This is a genomic window from Enterobacter sp. BNK-16 (genome assembly GCF_048684955.1).
Lineage (GTDB): Bacteria > Pseudomonadota > Gammaproteobacteria > Enterobacterales > Enterobacteriaceae > Enterobacter > Enterobacter bugandensis.
The window spans coordinates 2,594,998-2,612,368 of sequence record NZ_JBLQTQ010000001.1 but is presented as its reverse complement, the minus strand read 5'-3'; the positions used below and the strand labels follow the sequence as shown (position 1 = coordinate 2,612,368).

At 58.7% G+C, this 17,371-nt stretch carries 12 protein-coding genes; 7 read left to right on the top strand and 5 right to left on the bottom strand.

The window, feature by feature from the left end; genetic code table 11:
- Nucleotides 1-9: 9 nt before the first annotated feature.
- From ACMGGH_RS12470 to ACMGGH_RS12455, 4 genes are all read left to right on the top strand, one after another.
- The gene (locus ACMGGH_RS12470) at nucleotides 10-909 is read left to right on the top strand and encodes a glycyl-radical enzyme activating protein (RefSeq protein WP_047368162.1); all 900 of its coding nucleotides are present in this window, start codon (nucleotides 10-12) and stop codon (nucleotides 907-909) included.
- A gap of 4 nt (nucleotides 910-913) precedes the next feature.
- Nucleotides 914-3,346: a formate C-acetyltransferase/glycerol dehydratase family glycyl radical enzyme gene (locus tag ACMGGH_RS12465; protein ID WP_232948015.1), complete on the top strand. Its 2,433-nt coding sequence runs from the start codon at nucleotides 914-916 to the stop codon at nucleotides 3,344-3,346.
- Between the two features lie 166 nt (nucleotides 3,347-3,512).
- Entirely contained in the window at nucleotides 3,513-4,328 is an 816-nt protein-coding gene (locus tag ACMGGH_RS12460; protein ID WP_232948014.1) for a Cof-type HAD-IIB family hydrolase, read from the top strand.
- Nucleotides 4,329-4,477: 149 nt separating this feature from the next.
- Nucleotides 4,478-5,734, top strand: a complete 1,257-nt coding sequence (locus ACMGGH_RS12455) for a DUF1479 domain-containing protein (RefSeq protein ID WP_048957029.1) — start codon at nucleotides 4,478-4,480, stop codon at nucleotides 5,732-5,734.
- Here ACMGGH_RS12455 and ACMGGH_RS12450 read toward each other — a convergent pair.
- Nucleotides 5,731-6,804: a LacI family DNA-binding transcriptional regulator gene (locus ACMGGH_RS12450; protein ID WP_047368158.1), complete on the bottom strand. Its 1,074-nt coding sequence runs from the start codon at nucleotides 6,802-6,804 to the stop codon at nucleotides 5,731-5,733. The genes ACMGGH_RS12455 and ACMGGH_RS12450 overlap by 4 nt on opposite strands.
- Nucleotides 6,805-7,092: 288 nt before the next feature.
- On the opposite strand from ACMGGH_RS12450, the gene ACMGGH_RS12445 reads away from it, so the two are divergent.
- Together ACMGGH_RS12445 and ACMGGH_RS12440 are read left to right on the top strand one after the other, a co-directional pair.
- Nucleotides 7,093-8,394 carry an MFS transporter gene (locus tag ACMGGH_RS12445; RefSeq protein WP_028012467.1) on the top strand — a complete coding sequence of 434 codons (1,302 nt, stop codon included), beginning with the start codon at nucleotides 7,093-7,095 and terminating at the stop codon, nucleotides 8,392-8,394.
- A 17-nt stretch (nucleotides 8,395-8,411) separates the two neighbouring features.
- Nucleotides 8,412-10,775: a TIM-barrel domain-containing protein gene (locus ACMGGH_RS12440; RefSeq protein WP_232948013.1), complete on the top strand. Its 2,364-nt coding sequence runs from the start codon at nucleotides 8,412-8,414 to the stop codon at nucleotides 10,773-10,775.
- 91 nt (nucleotides 10,776-10,866) lie between these two features.
- Here the strand turns inward: ACMGGH_RS12440 and ACMGGH_RS12435 are convergent, their stop codons facing one another.
- Entirely contained in the window at nucleotides 10,867-12,462 is a 1,596-nt protein-coding gene (locus tag ACMGGH_RS12435; RefSeq protein ID WP_047368156.1) for an ABC-F family ATPase, read from the bottom strand.
- Between the two features lie 222 nt (nucleotides 12,463-12,684).
- Between ACMGGH_RS12435 and ldtB the strand changes: the two genes are divergently transcribed.
- On the top strand, nucleotides 12,685-13,605 hold the full coding sequence (gene ldtB / locus ACMGGH_RS12430) for a L,D-transpeptidase (RefSeq protein ID WP_008501186.1): 921 nt from the start codon (nucleotides 12,685-12,687) through the stop codon (nucleotides 13,603-13,605).
- A 41-nt stretch (nucleotides 13,606-13,646) separates the two neighbouring features.
- Here ldtB and ACMGGH_RS12425 read toward each other — a convergent pair whose 3' ends face one another.
- Genes ACMGGH_RS12425 through ACMGGH_RS12415 form a run of 3 tightly spaced genes read right to left on the bottom strand, consistent with a single transcriptional unit; the run spans nucleotide 13,647 to nucleotide 17,129 of the window.
- Nucleotides 13,647-14,363: a GntR family transcriptional regulator gene (locus ACMGGH_RS12425; protein ID WP_025912880.1), complete on the bottom strand. Its 717-nt coding sequence runs from the start codon at nucleotides 14,361-14,363 to the stop codon at nucleotides 13,647-13,649.
- Nucleotides 14,364-14,378: 15 nt separating this feature from the next.
- Complete coding sequence (locus ACMGGH_RS12420; protein WP_232948012.1) at nucleotides 14,379-15,701, bottom strand: PTS sugar transporter subunit IIC; 1,323 nt, start codon at nucleotides 15,699-15,701, stop codon at nucleotides 14,379-14,381.
- A gap of 51 nt (nucleotides 15,702-15,752) precedes the next feature.
- Nucleotides 15,753-17,129, bottom strand: coding sequence for a glycoside hydrolase family 1 protein (locus ACMGGH_RS12415; RefSeq protein ID WP_232948011.1), 1,377 nt, complete (start codon nucleotides 17,127-17,129; stop codon nucleotides 15,753-15,755).
- Between the last annotated feature and the right edge of the window lie 242 nt (nucleotides 17,130-17,371).

Sequence of the window (17,371 nt, the reverse complement as noted above, 5' to 3'; positions counted from 1 at the left end):
GGCAAAAATATGATCTTCAATATTCAGCGTTATTCCACCCACGACGGCCCCGGTATTCGAACCGTGGTGTTCCTGAAAGGCTGCTCGCTGGGCTGTCGCTGGTGTCAGAACCCGGAAAGCCGCTCGCGCAGCCGGGACGTGCTGTTTGACGCGCGCCTGTGTCTGGAAGGCTGCGACCTGTGTCAGCTGGCGGCACCGGGCTGTATCGAACGCGCGCTCAATGGCCTGGTCATCCACCGCGAAAAGCTGAGTGAAGAGACGCTTAACGCCCTCACCGACTGCTGCCCGACGCAGGCGCTTACCGTCTGCGGTGAAGAGAAGCAGGTGGACGAGATCATGGCCACCGTGCTGCGCGACAAACCTTTTTATGACCGCAGCGGCGGCGGGATCACCCTCTCCGGCGGCGAGCCGTTTATGAACCCGGAGCTGGCGCACGCCCTGTTCAAGGCCAGCCACGAACAGGGTATCCACACCGCCGTCGAAACCTGCCTTCACGTGCCGTGGCACTATATCGAGCCGTCATTACCGTACGTCGATCTGTTCCTTGCCGACCTTAAGCACGTCGATGGAGCGGTGTTCAAACAGTGGACCGACGGTTCGGCCAAACGGATCCTGGACAACCTGAAGCGCCTCGCCGCTGCCGGGAAAAAGATCACCATCCGCGTGCCGCTGATCCAGGGCTTTAACGCCGATGAAGCGTCCATCACAGCCATTACCAACTTCGCCGCCGACGAACTCGGCGTCGATGATATTCATTTTTTGCCGTATCACACGCTGGGCATGAACAAATACACCCTGCTCAGCCAACCCTACTCTGCCCCTGACAAACCGCTGGATAACCCTGCCCTGCTGGATTTCGCGCAGCAGTACGCCTGCCAGAAAGGGTTAACCGCGACCTTACGAGGATAAACCTATGACCACCCTGAATCTCAACACCCTCAGCGAACGTATTAAAGCGCATAAAATGGCGCTGGTGCATATCGTCAAGCCGCCGGTCTGTACCGAGCGCGCGCAGCATTACACCGAAATGTACCAGCAGCACATGGACAAGCCGATCCCGGTGCGTCGCGCCCTGGCGCTGGCACATCACCTGGCGGAACGCACCATCTGGATCAAGCACGACGAGCTGATTATCGGCAACCAGGCAAGCGAAGTGCGCGCCGCGCCGATCTTCCCGGAATATACCGTCTCCTGGATTGAGAAAGAGATTGACGATCTGGCGGACCGTCCGGGTGCGGGCTTCGCGGTGAGCGAAGAGAACAAGCGTGTGCTGCATGAAATCTGCCCGTGGTGGCGCGGCCAGACGGTGCAGGACCGCTGCTACGGCATGTTCACCGACGAGCAGAAAGGCCTGCTGGAAACCGGCATCATCAAAGCCGAAGGCAACATGACCTCCGGCGACGCCCACCTGGCGGTAAACTTCCCGCTGGTGCTGGAGAAAGGTCTCGACGGCCTGCGCGCCAAAGTGGACGAGCGCCGCTCGCGCATCAACCTGACGGTGCTGGAAGACCTGCACGGCGATCAGTTCCTGAAGGCAATTGATATCGTGCTGGAAGCCGTCAGCCTGCACATCAAACGCTTCGCCGACCTGGCGCGTGAGATGGCGTCTACGGAAACCCGCGAAAGCCGCCGCGACGAGCTGCTGGCGATGGCGGAAAACTGCGACGTGATTGCCCACGAGCCGCCAAAAACCTTCTGGCAGGCGCTGCAGCTGTGCTACTTCATTCAGCTGATCCTGCAGATTGAGTCCAACGGCCACTCCGTGTCGTTTGCGCGGATGGACCAGTATCTCTATCCGTACTACCGCCGGGACGTGGAGCTGGACCAGAGCCTGGACCGCGAGCACGCCATCGAGCTGCTGCACAGCTGCTGGCTGAAGCTGCTGGAAGTGAACAAAATCCGCTCCGGCTCGCACTCCAAAGCCTCTGCCGGCAGCCCGCTGTACCAGAACGTCACCATTGGTGGTCAGAAGCTGGTCAACGGCGAGCCGATGGACGCGGTGAACCCGCTCTCCTACGCGATCCTGGAGTCCTGCGGTCGCCTGCGCTCCACCCAGCCGAACCTGAGCGTGCGCTATCACGCGGGCATGAGCAACGACTTCCTCGACGCCTGCGTGCAGGTGATCCGCTGCGGCTTCGGGATGCCTGCCTTTAACAACGACGAAATCGTGATCCCGGAATTTATCAAGCTCGGCGTTGAGCGCGATGATGCCTATGACTACGCGGCCATCGGCTGCATCGAAACCGCGGTAGGCGGCAAGTGGGGCTACCGCTGCACCGGCATGAGCTTTATCAACTTCGCCCGCGTGATGCTCGCCGCGCTGGAAGGCGGCCGCGACGCCACCAGCGGCAAGGTGTTCCTGCCGCAGGAGAAAGCGCTCTCCGCCGGTAACTTCGACAATTTCGAGGAGGTGATGGCAGCGTGGGACAGCCAGATCCGCTACTACACCCGCAAATCCATCGAGATCGAGTACGTGGTGGATACCATGCTGGAAGAGAACGTCCACGACATTCTCTGCTCGGCGCTGGTGGACGACTGCATCGAGCGCGCGAAAAGCATCAAGCAGGGCGGCGCGAAGTATGACTGGGTCTCCGGCCTGCAGGTCGGTATCGCCAACCTCGGCAACAGCCTGGCAGCGGTGAAAAAGCTGGTCTTTGAGCAGGACGCTATCGGCCAGCAGCAGCTGGCGGCGGCGCTGGCCGATGACTTCGACGGGCTGACCCACGAGCAGCTGCGCCAGCGCCTGATCAACGGCGCGCCGAAGTACGGCAACGATGACGACAGCGTGGACATGCTGCTGACCCGAGCCTATCAGACCTACATTGAAGAGCTGAAGCAGTACCACAACCCGCGCTACGGCCGCGGCCCGATTGGCGGTAACTACTACGCGGGCACCTCTTCCATCTCCGCGAACGTGCCGTTTGGCGCGGCAACGATGGCGACGCCGGACGGACGTAAGGCCCACACCCCGCTGGCGGAAGGGGCAAGCCCGGCTTCCGGTACCGACCACCTCGGCCCGACCGCGGTGATCGGCTCGGTCGGTAAACTGCCTACCGAGGCGATCCTGGGCGGCGTGCTGCTTAACCAGAAGCTGAACCCGTCGACGCTGGAAAACGACAGCGATCGCCAGAAGCTGATGGTGCTGCTGCGCACCTTCTTCGAGGTGCACAAGGGCTGGCATATTCAGTACAACATTGTCTCGCGCGAAACGCTGCTGGAGGCGAAGAAACACCCTGACCAGTATCGAGACCTGGTGGTACGCGTTGCGGGTTACTCGGCGTTCTTCACCGCCCTGTCGCCGGATGCGCAGGACGATATTATCGCCCGTACTGAGCATACGCTGTAAGAAAACGCCCGGTGGCGATGTGCTTACCGGGCCTACAGAGTCTCCCCGTAGGCCGGGTAAGGCGAAGCCGCCACCCGGCTTTCTGACTTTCATTCGAAATTAAATTTGTGCTCCCCGTCACCTTGTTATTAGAATGTTTCAAAACGCAGTGACCCAGGAGCACAGTATGACCGTTAAAGTTATCGTCACCGATATGGACGGAACTTTCCTTGATGATGCCAAGCAGTACGATCGTGACCGCTTCCAGGCACAGTTTGAGCAGCTTAAATCCCGCGATATTGAATTCGTTGTCGCCAGCGGCAACCAGTATTACCAGCTCATCTCCTTCTTCCCCGAGCTGAAAGAGCAGATCTCCTTCGTGGCGGAGAACGGCGCGCTGGTGTTCGATCACGGCGAGCAGGTTTTCCACGGCGAGCTGACCCACCATGAGTCGCAGATCGTTATTGGCGAACTGCTGAAAGACAAAGGGCTGAACTTTGTAGCCTGCGGGCTGGAGAGCGCCTACGTCAGCGACAAAGCCCCGGACGCCTTCGTGGCGCTGATGTCAAAGCACTATCACCGCTTAAAACGCATCAGCGATTACCGCGAAATCGATGACGTGCTGTTTAAGTTCTCCCTGAACCTGCCGGACAGCGATATCCCGAACCTGGTCGATAAACTGCACGTCTCCCTGGACGGCATCATGAAGCCGGTCACCAGCGGTTTCGGTTTTGTCGATTTGATTATCCCCGGCCTGCACAAGGCCAACGGCATTAGCCGCCTGCTGAAACGCTGGAAAATCTCCCCGCAGGAGTGCGTCGGCATTGGCGACAGCGGCAACGATGCCGAGATGCTGAAGCTGGTGAAATACTCTTTTGCGATGGGCAACGCGGCGCAGAGCATTAAAGACATTAGCCGCTACAGCACCGACGATAACAACCATCAGGGCGCGCTGAACGTCATTCAGGCCGTGCTCGACAACCACTCTCCTTTCGACGTCTGATCCTTTCCTCGCCGGAGCCCCGCTCCGGCCTCTCACTCTTTTTCCGTCCTGTGGCTTGCGTCAAGTTTTTAAACTTGCATTAACTTATTTTTAACTTAAAGTATCACTTGTAGACATTTTTACTTTCGAATGAAAGATGCGAGGCAGTTATGACCTTTACCAGTGAAACCTTGCCGGCGGATCACAAAGCGGCAATCCGTCAGTTAAAACGTGAGTTACGCGCGCAGATCGGCGACGTGCAGGCGGTGTTCGACAAGCTCAGCGATAAAATCGCCACCCGCGTGGCGGAGATCAACGCCCTGAAAAATAAAGGCGAATCCGTCTGGCCGGTGATTCCGTTTGCAGATGTGAAAAACGGCACGATTACCGACGCTCAGCGCGAGGCCGTTAAGCGCCGCGGCTGCGCGGTGATTAAAGGTCACTTCCCCCGCGAGCAGGCGCTGGCGTGGGATCGGTCGATGCTCGACTACCTCGATCTGAACAAGTTTGACGAGGTGTACAAAGGGCCGGGCGACAACTTCTTCGGCACCTTAACCGCCTCCCGCCCGGAGATTTACCCGATCTACTGGTCCCAGGCACAAATGCAGGCGCGCCAGAGTGAAGCGATGGCGCAGGTGCAGTCGTTCCTGAACCGTTTATGGACATTCGAGAGCAACGGCAAGCAGTGGTTCGACCCTGACGTGAGCGTGATTTACCCGGACCGCATTCGCCGCCGTCCGCCGGGAACCACCTCCAAAGGGCTGGGGGCGCATACCGATTCCGGCGCGCTGGAGCGCTGGCTGCTGCCGGCTTACCAGCAGGTGTTTGCCCGCGTGTTTGACGGCAACGTCGAGAAATACGATCCGTGGAACGCCGCGCACCGTACTGAAGTGGAAGAATACACCGTGGATAACACCACCAAATGCTCGGTGTTCCGCACCTTCCAGGGCTGGACGGCGCTGTCGGACATGATCCCCGGCCAGGGGCTGCTGCACGTGGTGCCGATCCCGGAAGCAATGGCCTACATTCTGCTGCGTCCGCTGCTGGACGACGTGCCGGAAGACGAACTCTGCGGCGTGGCGCCGGGGCGCGTGCTGCCGATTTCCGAGAAGTGGCACCCGCTGCTTGTCGAAGCATTAACCAGTATTCCGGCGCTGGAAGCCGGCGATTCCGTGTGGTGGCACTGCGACGTGATCCACTCTGTCGCGCCGGTGGAAAATCAGCAGGGCTGGGGCAACGTGATGTACATCCCCGCCGCGCCAATGTGCGAGAAGAACCTCGCCTATGCGAAAAAGGTCAAGGAAGCGCTGGAAACCGGCGCGTCGCCGGGAGACTTCCCGCGCGAGGATTATGAAAAAAGCTGGCAGGACCGTTTTACCGTGAACGATCTCAATATCCACGGCAAGCGTGCGCTGGGCATGGCTTAACTGTCGTACAGCCCTTCCCGCTCCACGGCGGTGCGTCGTTTCCCCTGACGTATCCGCCGTACCGATTCCCGCACGGCCAGCGTGCCGTTCAGCAGCAATGTTCCTACCGGCGCGTCCGGGCGCATCAGCCGCTGCTGGAGCATATGCACCGCTTCCGTTCCCAGCTCGTCGCGGGGAACATGCACCGCCGTTAAGGGCACATCCTGAATCGCCGCCAGATTAAAGCCGTCAATGCTCATCACCGAGACGTCCTGCGGCACGCGCAGACCGTGATTTTGCAGCGCGCTGATGGTGCCTGCCGCCATAAAGTCCCCGCCTACCAGGAACGCCGTCGGCAGGTCTTTTCCCTTCTGTTGGTTAAGCCACTCGCTCACCAGTTGCTCCGTCTCTCTGGCGCTGAAGCTTGGCACCACCAGCAGATCGCGCCTGTCGTTAAACCTGAGATTATGAGCGTGCCACGCGTCGCGGATCCCCGCCAGGCGCAGCTCCATGGTGTAGCGACGCAGGCACAGCACGTTCATCACCTCGCGGTGCCCCATCTCGAACAGGTACTCCGCCGCCCGCTCGCCGATGGCGCGATGATCCGGGGCAACGGCAGGCAGGCGCATGCGGCGGTCCCGGCAGTTAATCAGCATGCAGGGTTTCCCCACATCCACCGCCAGATCGTGGATATGCGGATCGTCGATACCGAGCAGAATGGCCGCCTGGGTATCCGGCTCGTTCATGCGTGCCAGAAAAATCTGGGCGTCGCTGTCGTTCTCCTCCAGCGCGCAGTAGCGCAGCCGAACCTCGTGCGAGGCAAGCCCTTTGCTCACGCTCTGGATCACGCGGTAGTAAAAGATGTCGGACCGCTCGTCGAAGGCACGCTGAGGGGCAAAAACCACCAGGCTGTTAAGCAGCAGACGCCCCGCCGCCATGCCGTCCATCACCCCCAGCTCCCGCGCGCACGCCAGCACCTTAGCCCGCGCCTTTTCGCTGGTATTCGCTTTGCCTGCCAGCACACGGGAAACCGTACTGATGGAGAGCTGGGTACGGGCGGCGATTTCGGTGATTTTTAGCCTTTTGTCCATTTTGTGATCTGGCTCCATTTGCGAAATGAAAAAATTTTCATAGCGTGTTCATCAGGCAATAACTGACATAAAGACCATCATGCCAGAGGGTTTACGTCAGTTATGAGAAATTTTGCACAAAATCCACTTTTGCCCTCTCATTTTCTTCCCTAAGGTGAACTTGTCACACAGCTTCCATACTAGTTGTATAGCAACTTAAGCATTCTAAGCGGATAGAAATCAAAGGCATAACAATCTGTGTGACACCTGAACCTCCGTCCCCTTACCGTCCGTCTTGTGGAGAGTAAAATGAGTCAGGACATCAATAACACCGTTGCGACAAGCAAAACCCGTCGCGTCATTAAGAATTTGCGCTGGTACGTGCTGGTGCTGTTTTTACTTGGCGTCACCGTTAACTACATCACCCGTAACTCGCTGGGGATCCTCGCCCCGGAACTGAAAGAGAGCCTCGGGATCACCACCGAGCAGTACTCCTGGATAGTCGGCGCGTTTCAGATCGCCTACACCATTTTCCAGCCCCTGTGCGGCTGGCTGATTGACGTCATCGGCCTGAAGATTGGCTTTATGGTCTGCGCCGGGATCTGGGCGCTGATGTGTATCTTCCACGCGGGCGCCGGAAGCTGGCTGCACCTGGCCATTCTGCGCTTCTTTATGGGCGCTTCCGAAGCTGCCGCCACGCCAGCGAACGCCAAAACCATCGGCGAATGGTTCCCGAAATCAGAGCGTCCCGTTGCCGCCGGCTGGGCGGGCGTGGGCTTCTCCATCGGCGCGATGCTGGCCCCGCCTATCATCTACTTTGCTCACGCGTCGTTCGGCTGGCAGGGCGCGTTTATGTTTACCGGCGTGCTGGCGCTGCTGTGGGTGATCCTCTGGTGGGCGTTCTACCACAACCCGGAACAGCACCCGAACCTGAGCCGCGACGAGCTGGCGTTTATCAAGCAGGATAACGAACCCGCACCGGTCAAGCTGCCCTTCCTGACCGCGCTGAAAACCGTCTCGAAAAACAAACGCTTCTACGGTATCGCCATCCCGGCCTTTATGGCAGAACCCGCCTGGGCGGTGCTGAGCTTCTGGGTGCCCCTGTACCTCGCCAAAGAGCACGGCATGGACCTGAAGCAGATCGCGATGTTTGCCTGGCTGCCCTTCCTCGCCGCCGACCTCGGCAGCGTAGCGAGCGGCTACCTGACGCGCCTGTACACCCGCTGGTTCGGCTGCTCCCGCGTGAACTCGGTGGTGGCAAGCTCCGTCACCGGCGCGTTCCTGATGATTTCTCTGGCCATCGTCGCCGTGACCCGCGACCCGTATATCACCATCGTGCTGATCTCCATCGGCGGCTTCGGGCACCAGATTATCTCCTGCATGCTGAGCGCGCTGGTGGTGGAGTCCTTCGATAAGGGCCAGATGGCGACCGTCAACGGCATGCGCGGCTCGGCGGCGTGGATCGCCAGCTTCCTGTTCTCCCTGTTAATAGGGGTGACCGCCGACAAAATCGGCTTCAACCCGCTCTTTATTGCCATGGGCTTCTTTGACCTGATTGGCGCTCTCTTCCTGGTGGCATTTATTGCTGAACGTCGCGCCAAGCGCGCCTGATAGTGGATGTATTGCATATGAAAACCCTGAAAAACTGGACCGTCGATAAGCAGTCTGCGAATCATCTGGAGCTGCTGGTGGATAATCAGCACCGCCTGTGCCTGTATGTGCTGGAACAAAACCTGTTCCGCGTGCTGATTAAGCGCAAAGGCGAGCTGGCGCTGGACCGCACCTGGAGCATCGCGCCAGAACAGGACGTGCCGTGGGAAGGCCGCCATCGTGACGACTTGAGCGGTTTCTCCTGCCCGGCCTGGACCCTGACGCAGCAGGATGACGCAGTGACGGTGGCAACCGAGCAGCTGCGCGTCACCGTCCACCAGCCCCTGTGGCTGGAGTGGCACTACCGCAATGATGCGGGCGAATGGCAGCCGCTGGTCCAGGATCGCCCGACCAGCGCCTACCTGCTGAACGCCCACGGCGACGGCGTGGCGCACTATCTCAGCCGCCGCAAGGACGAGCGTTTCTACGGGCTGGGCGAGAAAGCGGGCGATCTGCAGCGCAACGGCAAACGTTACGAGATGCGCAACCTGGACGCCATGGGCTATAACGCCGCCAGCACCGACCCGCTCTACAAGCACATTCCGTTCACCCTTACCCGCCGCGACGACGTGAGCTACGGCCTGTTCTACGACAACCTGAGCAGCTGCTGGCTGGATCTGGGCAACGAGATCGACAACTATCACACCGCCTATCGCCGCTGGCAGGCGGAAGCGGGTGATATTGATTACTACCTCTTTACCGGCAAGCGCGCGCTGGACGTCACCAAAGCCTTTGTGCGCCTGACCGGGAAAACGCTGTTTGGGCCGAAGTGGAGCCTGGGCTACAGCGGCTCGACCATGCACTACACCGACGCACCGGACGCGCAGAATCAGCTGATGAACTTCATCCGCCTGTGCGAAGAGCACGCCATTCCGTGCGATTCGTTCCAGCTCTCGTCCGGCTATACCTCCATCAACGGCAAGCGCTACGTCTTCAACTGGAACTACGACAAAGTGCCGCAGCCGAAGGCGATGAGCCAGGCCTTCCACGACGCGGGACTGAAGCTTGCGGCCAACATCAAGCCGTGCCTGCTGCAGGATCATCCCCGCTATAACGAAGTGGCGGAACGCGGCCTGTTCATTCGCGATTCAGAAACCGACGCGCCCGAACGTTCCAGCTTCTGGGATGACGAAGGCTCGCACCTCGACTTCACCAACCCGCAGACGGTGCAGTGGTGGCAGAACGGCGTGACCACGCAGCTGCTGGAGATGGGCATCGACTCCACCTGGAACGATAACAACGAGTATGAAGTGTGGGACGGGGAAGCCCGCTGCTTTGGCTTCGGCAAGGAGATCGCCATCAAGCACATTCGCCCGGTGATGCCGCTGCTGATGATGCGCGCCTCGCTGGAAGCGCAGCAGCGCTTTGCGCCGGAAAAACGCCCGTATCTCATCTCCCGCTCCGGCTGCGCCGGGATGCAGCGCTACGTTCAGACCTGGAGCGGCGACAACCGCACCAACTGGGACACCCTGCGCTATAACATCCGCATGGGGCTGGGCATGAGCCTGTCCGGGCTGTTCAACGTCGGGCACGACGTCGGCGGTTTCTCCGGCGACAAGCCGGACGCCGAGCTGTTCGTGCGCTGGGTGCAGAACGGCGTAATGCACCCGCGCTTTACCATTCACTCGTGGAACGATGACCACACGGTGAACGAGCCGTGGATGTATCCGGGCGTCACGCCTGCCATTCGCGGCGCGATTGAGCTGCGCTACCGCCTGCTGCCGTATCTCTACACCCTGCTCTGGCAGGCGCACGCCGACGACGAGCCGATGCTGCGCCCGACCTTCCTCGACCACGAGCACGACGCGCAGACCTTCGAAGAGTGCGATGACTTCCTGCTGGGCCGCGACCTGCTGGTCGCCAGCGTCGTCGAAGCCGGGCAGCGCGAGCGCCGCGTCTGGCTGCCAGATAACGAAACGGGCTGGTACGATTTTTACACCCACGCGTGGTATGCGGGCGGGCAATCCATCGTCCTTGATGCGCCGCTGGAAAAACTGCCGCTGCTGGTGCGCGCCGGGGCCGGTCTGCCGCTTAGCGAGCGCATCACGCATGTGAGTGCTGAAAAAGATACGACCCGCGAGCTGAAGCTGTTCCCGGTTAAAGGCGTCGGCACAACCACGGGGCTGCTATTTGAAGACGACGGTGAAAGCTGGGGCTACCAGAAGGGCAATGCGCTGTGGGTGGAATGGGAAATGGAGTGTGATGGCGCAACCATCAACCTGAAGGTCAACGCGCGCGGGGATTATCGTCCGGCGTGGAAGGCGCTGAAGGTGTCGTTACCGGCGGGGGAAAAACGTACGCTGCGGGTGAATGGGGTTGAAGGGAGCGAGCGGGTGGTGTAGTACGGCCTGATGCCCTCACCCTAGCCCTCTCCCTGTGGGAGAGGGAATAGAACGTAGGCCGGGTAAGGCGAAGCCGCCACCCGGCTTTTTTTTAGCCGTCGATACCTTTGCTGCGCAGGTAATCTTCGTAGTTACCGCTGAAGTCCACCACGCGCTCTGGCGTAATTTCGATCACGCGGGTCGCCAGTGAGCTGACGAACTCACGGTCGTGAGAGACGAAGATCAGGGTGCCCTGATACATCTCCAGCGCCATGTTCAGCGATTCGATAGATTCCATGTCCAGGTGGTTGGTCGGTTCGTCCATCACCAGAATGTTCGGTTTTTCCATCATCAGCTTGCCGAAGAGCATGCGGCCTTTTTCACCACCGGAGAGCACTTTGGCCGGCTTTTTGATGTCGTCCTGGCTGAACAGCAGACGACCCAGAATGCTGCGCACCGCCTGCTCGTCGTCACCTTCCTGCTTCCACTGGCTCATCCAGTCGAAGACGGTCAGGTCATTTTCGAACTCGTACTCATGATCCTGGGCGTAGTAGCCAATCTGCGCGTTTTCAGACCACTTCACGGTGCCGTTGTCCGGCTGCAGTTCACCCACCAGGGTTTTCAGCAGGGTAGATTTACCCACACCGTTGGCGCCCAGAATGGCAATCTTTTCGCCCACTTCCAGCAGCAGGTTGAAGTTTTTAAACAGCGGGCCTTCATCAAAGCCTTTGGTAAGCGCCTCAACTTCCAGCGCGTTACGGAACAGCTTCTTGTCCTGCTCAAAGCGAATGAACGGGTTCTGACGGCTGGAGGCTTTAACCTCTTCCAGCTTGATTTTGTCGATCTGACGGGCACGCGATGTTGCCTGACGGGATTTAGAGGCGTTGGCGCTGAAGCGGCTCACGAAGGATTGCAGGTCCGCAATCTGCGCTTTCTTCTTGGCGTTATCTGCCAGCAGACGCTCGCGCGCCTGGGTGGCTGCCGTCATGTACTCGTCGTAGTTGCCCGGATAAACGCGCAGCTCGCCGTAGTCCAGATCCGCCATGTGCGTACAGACCATGTTCAGGAAGTGACGGTCGTGCGAGATGATGATCATGGTGCTGTCGCGGTCGTTCAGCGTCTGCTCCAGCCAGCGGATGGTATCGATGTCCAGGTTGTTCGTTGGTTCGTCGAGCAGCAGGATGTCCGGGTTAGAGAACAGCGCCTGCGCCAGCAGCACGCGCAGCTTCCAGCCTGGCGCGACTTCGCTCATCGGGCCGTAATGCTGTTCAACCGGAATACCGACGCCCAGCAGCAGTTCGCCCGCACGCGCTTCCGCGGAGTAGCCGTCCATTTCGCCGTACTGCGTTTCCAGATCGGCCACTTTATAGCCGTCTTCTTCGCTCATTTCGGCGAGACCGTAGATACGATCGCGCTCCTGCTTCACTTCCCACAGCTCCGCGTGCCCCATGATCACGGTGTCGAGCACGGTGAACTCTTCGAAGGCGAACTGATCCTGACGCAGCTTACCGATACGCTCGTTCGGATCGAGCGACACGTTGCCCAGCGTCGGCTCTAAATCGCCGCCGAGGATCTTCATAAAGGTGGATTTTCCGCTACCGTTGGCACCAATCAGGCCGTAACGGTTGCCGCCGCCAAATTTGACGGAAATGTTTTCGAACAGCGGCTTACTGCCAAACTGCATAGTGACGTTGCTGGTAACTAACACGGAGAGATTCCTGCGAAAAGTGTGATAAACACGGCATTATGCCACAATTCCGAATTGAGATCCCGTGTTGCGGCAATCCACTAAACTTTAACAAAATCGAAAAAAATGTGATTTCGTACACATCTGAATTCCCTGTTAGCGGGAATGCACATATAATGCGCTCCCATCACAGATTCAGACTTATCAACTCATCGCCTGAATGGCTTAGATACCTCGCACAACATGAACATGAAATTAACAACGCTTTTTGCGGCGGCGTTAGCCGTAGTAGGTTTTTGTAAGACCGCATCTGCGGTGACGTATCCCCTGCCGACAGACGGAAGCCGTCTGGTGGGTCAAAACCAGGTGGTGACGGTGCCTGAGGGTAACTCTCAGCCGCTGGAGTATTTCGCCGCGCAGTACCAGCTGGGCCTGTCCAACATGCTGGAAGCGAACCCGGGCGTTGACCCGTATCTGCCAAAAGCAGGTACCGTGCTGAATATTCCTCAGCAGCTGATCCTGCCGGATACCGTTCATGAAGGCATTGTGATTAACAGCGCCGAAATGCGTCTCTATTACTACCCGAAAGGCACCAACACCGTTATCGTGCTGCCAATCGGTATCGGCCAGCTGGGTAAAGACACCCCGCTGAACTGGACCACCAAAGTAGAGCGTAAGAAAGCGGGCCCAACCTGGACGCCGACGGCTAAAATGCACGCGGAATACATCGCTGCGGGTGAACCGCTTCCCGCCGTTGTGCCAGCCGGCCCGGATAACCCGATGGGCCTGTACGCGCTGTACATTGGTCGTCTGTACGCCATCCACGGCACCAACGCCAACTTCGGTATCGGCCTGCGCGTGAGCCACGGCTGCGTGCGCCTGCGTAACGACGACATCAAGTTCCTGTTCGAAAACGTGCCGGTGGGTACGCGCGTGCAGTTCATCAACGAACCGGTGAAAGCGACGTCTGAGCCAGACGGCAGCCGCTACATCGAAGTGCACAACCCGCTGTCCACCAGCGAAGACCAGATTAACAACAACGAGATCGTGCCGATTACGCTGAACAGCGCGGTGCAGTCCGTGACCTCTCAGCCAGACGTGGAAACCACCATCGTCGACCAGGCGATTCAGAACCGTTCCGGTATGCCGGTGCGTCTGAATTAATCACGCGTATTAAAAAAGCGGGCTTCGAGGCCCGCTTTTTTTTATCCGTTATTCACGATAACAATCCCGCCGTGGTCGTAGCGATAGTGGCAGTGGGCATACTCCAGCGGCGTGCCATCTTCCAGATAAATGACCTGCTCCACCTCCAGCACCGGATCGGTTTCCTCACAGACCAGATGCTCTCTGTCCAGCGCGCTGGGCTTTAGCGCCCGCACGACCCGGTATGACCCCATAATTTTCAGCCCCAGAGTTTCCTGAACGTACTGAAACACCGAACCTTCAAGGTGGTTTTTCGTCAGGCCCGGCACCAGATTCATCGGCATCACCGTGGAATCCAGCGACATTGGTTCGCCGTTCAGTAAACGCAGGCGAATGAAGTCGTAGATCGGCGCATCGGCGTTAATCATCAGCGACGCCTGCTCTTTTTCGTTCGGGAAGCGCAGTTCGAAATGCACCACCTGGCTCGTCACCGTACCCAGATGCGCCCAGGTTTTGGTCGCGCCAAAGTAGTCGCTGCCGGAGAGATCCCACTGCGAGAGCTGGAGGAAGTTTTTGCGGATGAACGTCCCCTGCCCCTGACGGGTGTAGACCAGCCCTTCGACGATCAGCTGGCGCATCGCCTGCTGAATAGTCATCCGGCTGGTACTGAACTCCGCCGCCAGTGCAAACTGGTCCGGCAGGGGTTCGTTGGCGGCGTACTGCTGGCTGATAATGCGTTTCTTAATTTCCCGCGCTATGGTGATGTACTTCGCCGCCATCGTCCTTCCTTTCTGTTAGTTTTCTATCCCGCTGTTTTTCAAGGCCACTCGCTCGGCAATTTTGAGGAAAGGCAGGTAGAAGAATACACCAAATACGATGATTGCCAACTGGACCACCACGGCGCGCCAGTCCCCCGCCGTCGCCAGCCAGGCGCTGAGGATCGGCGGCGTGGTCCACGGGATCATCACCACGCAGCGGGACATTAACCCCAGCGTGGTGCAGAGCCACGCAAAATAAATGCCGATGGCGGGCAGCAGCACAAACGGGATCATCAGCGGCAGGTTAAAGACGATCGGCAGGCCGAAAATCACCGGCTCGTTGATGTTGAACAGGCCCGGCGCCAGCGACAGACGCGCCACCTGCTTCGCCGATTGTTGCCGCGTGAAGATAAAGATGGCGATCAGCAGCGAGATCGTGCTGCCCGTACCGCCCACCATGCCAAACGTCGGCACAAAGATGTTGTTGATGATGTGCGGGATCGGCTGTCCGTTGGCGAAGGCCAGCATGTTCTCGTTGGTGTTGATCAGCAGGAACGGCTCCAGCACCACGCTGTTGACCACCGACTGATGAATACCGAGCGTGAACAGGAAGTTGCCGAAGCTGTAGATGAAAATCGTCCCCGGCAGGCTGGTGTTGATCAGCCGCAGCGGCTGCTGAATAAAGGTCGTAATGAGGTGGATCAGGTCCGTATGCAGCACGTTCGCCAGCAGCGCCGCCAGCACGGCGAACACCGATAAGGTAAGAATGGTTGGGATCAGCGCGGTAAAGGATTTGCTCACCGCCGGGGGCACGTTTTCCCCCAGCGAAATGTGCAGCGCCTTCAGCCGCGAAATGGCGATGAACAGCTCGGTGGAAATCAGGCCAATCAGCACCCCGGCGAAAATCCCGGTGGAGCCGATATTGGCGAACGTCAGCACCTGCGTCACGCTGACCGCAGCGTCGCTGCCAACGGGCGTAACCTGTAAGCGCATCGGCATCATGATGATAAAGCTGCTGACGGCGATAACCACTGCCGAGACCGGATTGTCGAAATCTTTGTTGCGCGCCAGCGACCAGGCAATCATCGGCGCCAGCAGCAGCGCGGCGATGTTCAGCGTGCCGTTAATAATCGCCTCGCCCCACACCTTAAACTGTGTGAGCGTGTCGCCCTCAAAAATCCACGGGAACACCACGTTGTTCACCAGCACCGCCAGACCGGCGAGGATGAAAATCGGCATCACCGTGGCGAAGGCGTCGCGCAGGGAGCGCAGGTGCACCTGGTTTGCCAGGCGCGCCGAGAACTCAACAAATTTGTCGACAAAAGACTGCATGTGCGGTGTTATTTTTGCTTCAGACATAGCGGAGTGTTCCCATCAATCAGTCACAAAAACGGCCCGGCAGCGTACGGCTTACATCTCGCGTCCGTTGGTATGGATAACCTGTTTTAACCACGCGTAGCTCTTCTTCGGCACGCGCTTAAGGTCTTTCAGGTCGTGATTCTCGCGGTTGACATAGACCACGCCGTAGCGCTTACGCATGTCCCCCTGCGAGCTAAGAATGTCAATTAACCCCCAGCCGAGATAGCCAATGACCCCTGCGCCATCCTCGAATATGGCTTCCTTCATGGCCTCGATATGCGCCCGGTGGTAGTCGATGCGGTAGGTGTCCTCAATCGGGTTGACCCCGTCCCAGGACTCAATTACCCCAATACCGTTTTCAATCGGGAAGACCGGCATCCGCCAGTCGTTGGCATAGCGAGTGATGATGGTGCGAAAGCCCAGCGGATCGATCTGCCAGTTCCACTCGGTGGCTTTCAGGTAGGGGTTATTTTTCTCACCGTGCAGCAGGTAATAGTTGACCGGCGTGCCTTCCGGGATCGCATCGCTGTCCAGCGTTTTGCTGGCATAGTAGCTGAAGGCCATAAAGTCGTTTTTCGTGCGGGCAAACAGAGCGAGATCGTCGGCGCGATAGATATCACCGAAGCCCTCCTGCTCTACCACCGCCATCACCGCCGGGCTGTAGCCCTGGCCTGCAAAGACGCGCAGCAGGTTCTGGTTGAGGAATTCGTCATACTGCTGGGCGCAGAAGATATCGCGCGGCTTGCAGGTGGCCGGATAGATCAGCTGGTGCGCCAGCATGCCGCCCATTAGCTGACCCGGTTTCGTCTGGTGCAGGTATTCGGTCAGCGACATGTGCGCCACCATCGCATGGTGCTGAAGCTCATACAGCTCGCGCAGGGTTTTCTCGCCTTTCATATAGCCGGAAATGCGGAACGCTTCCGGCATATGGAAGATGTTCTGCTCGTTAAAGGTCAGCCAGTACTTTACCCGGTCGCCGAAGCAGTCGATCATCTTTTTGCCGTAGCGGATAAAAGCCTCCACCACGCGGCGATCGTTGAAGCCGTTGTACTCCTGCGCCAGCGCCAGCGGCATGTCGAAGTGGTAGAGGCAGACCATCGGCTCGATGCCGCGGGCGATGAGATCGTCAATAAAGCGGTCGTAAAAGGCGATGCCCTCGTCGTTGAACGCGCCGTCGCCCTGCGGGCAGACGCGGCTCCAGGAGATCTGGAAGCGGTAGCAGTTCATGCCCAGATCCTGCATCAGGTCGAAATCTTCCCGGTAGCGGTGGTAGGAGTCGGTGGCCACTTTCCAGTCGGAGATGTTTTCTCCAGCTTCGCGAATGTCGTACACCGACATCCCCTTCCCGCCCTCGTTCCATGCCCCTTCCGTCTGCATACTGGACACCGAGTTGCCCCATAAAAAGTTGGCCGGCAGCTGATTGTTCATGTTCCCTCCGTATATGACTAGTCATTTAAAAATTCATGACTAGTCATATAGGCGAAGATGGCATGTCGATCAAAGCGGAGGATCGTTTTTTGTGAGGTATGTTGGAAAGAAGCTGCGGGCAGGCGAAACCATCGCGCAAACCCTGTTGTTGAGGCCGGCGCGTTAGCCTATGCAAAATCACATTTCCCGATCGTGCCACTGGCTGGCCTCATAAAATCACTATTAACTTAATGAGCACGTAC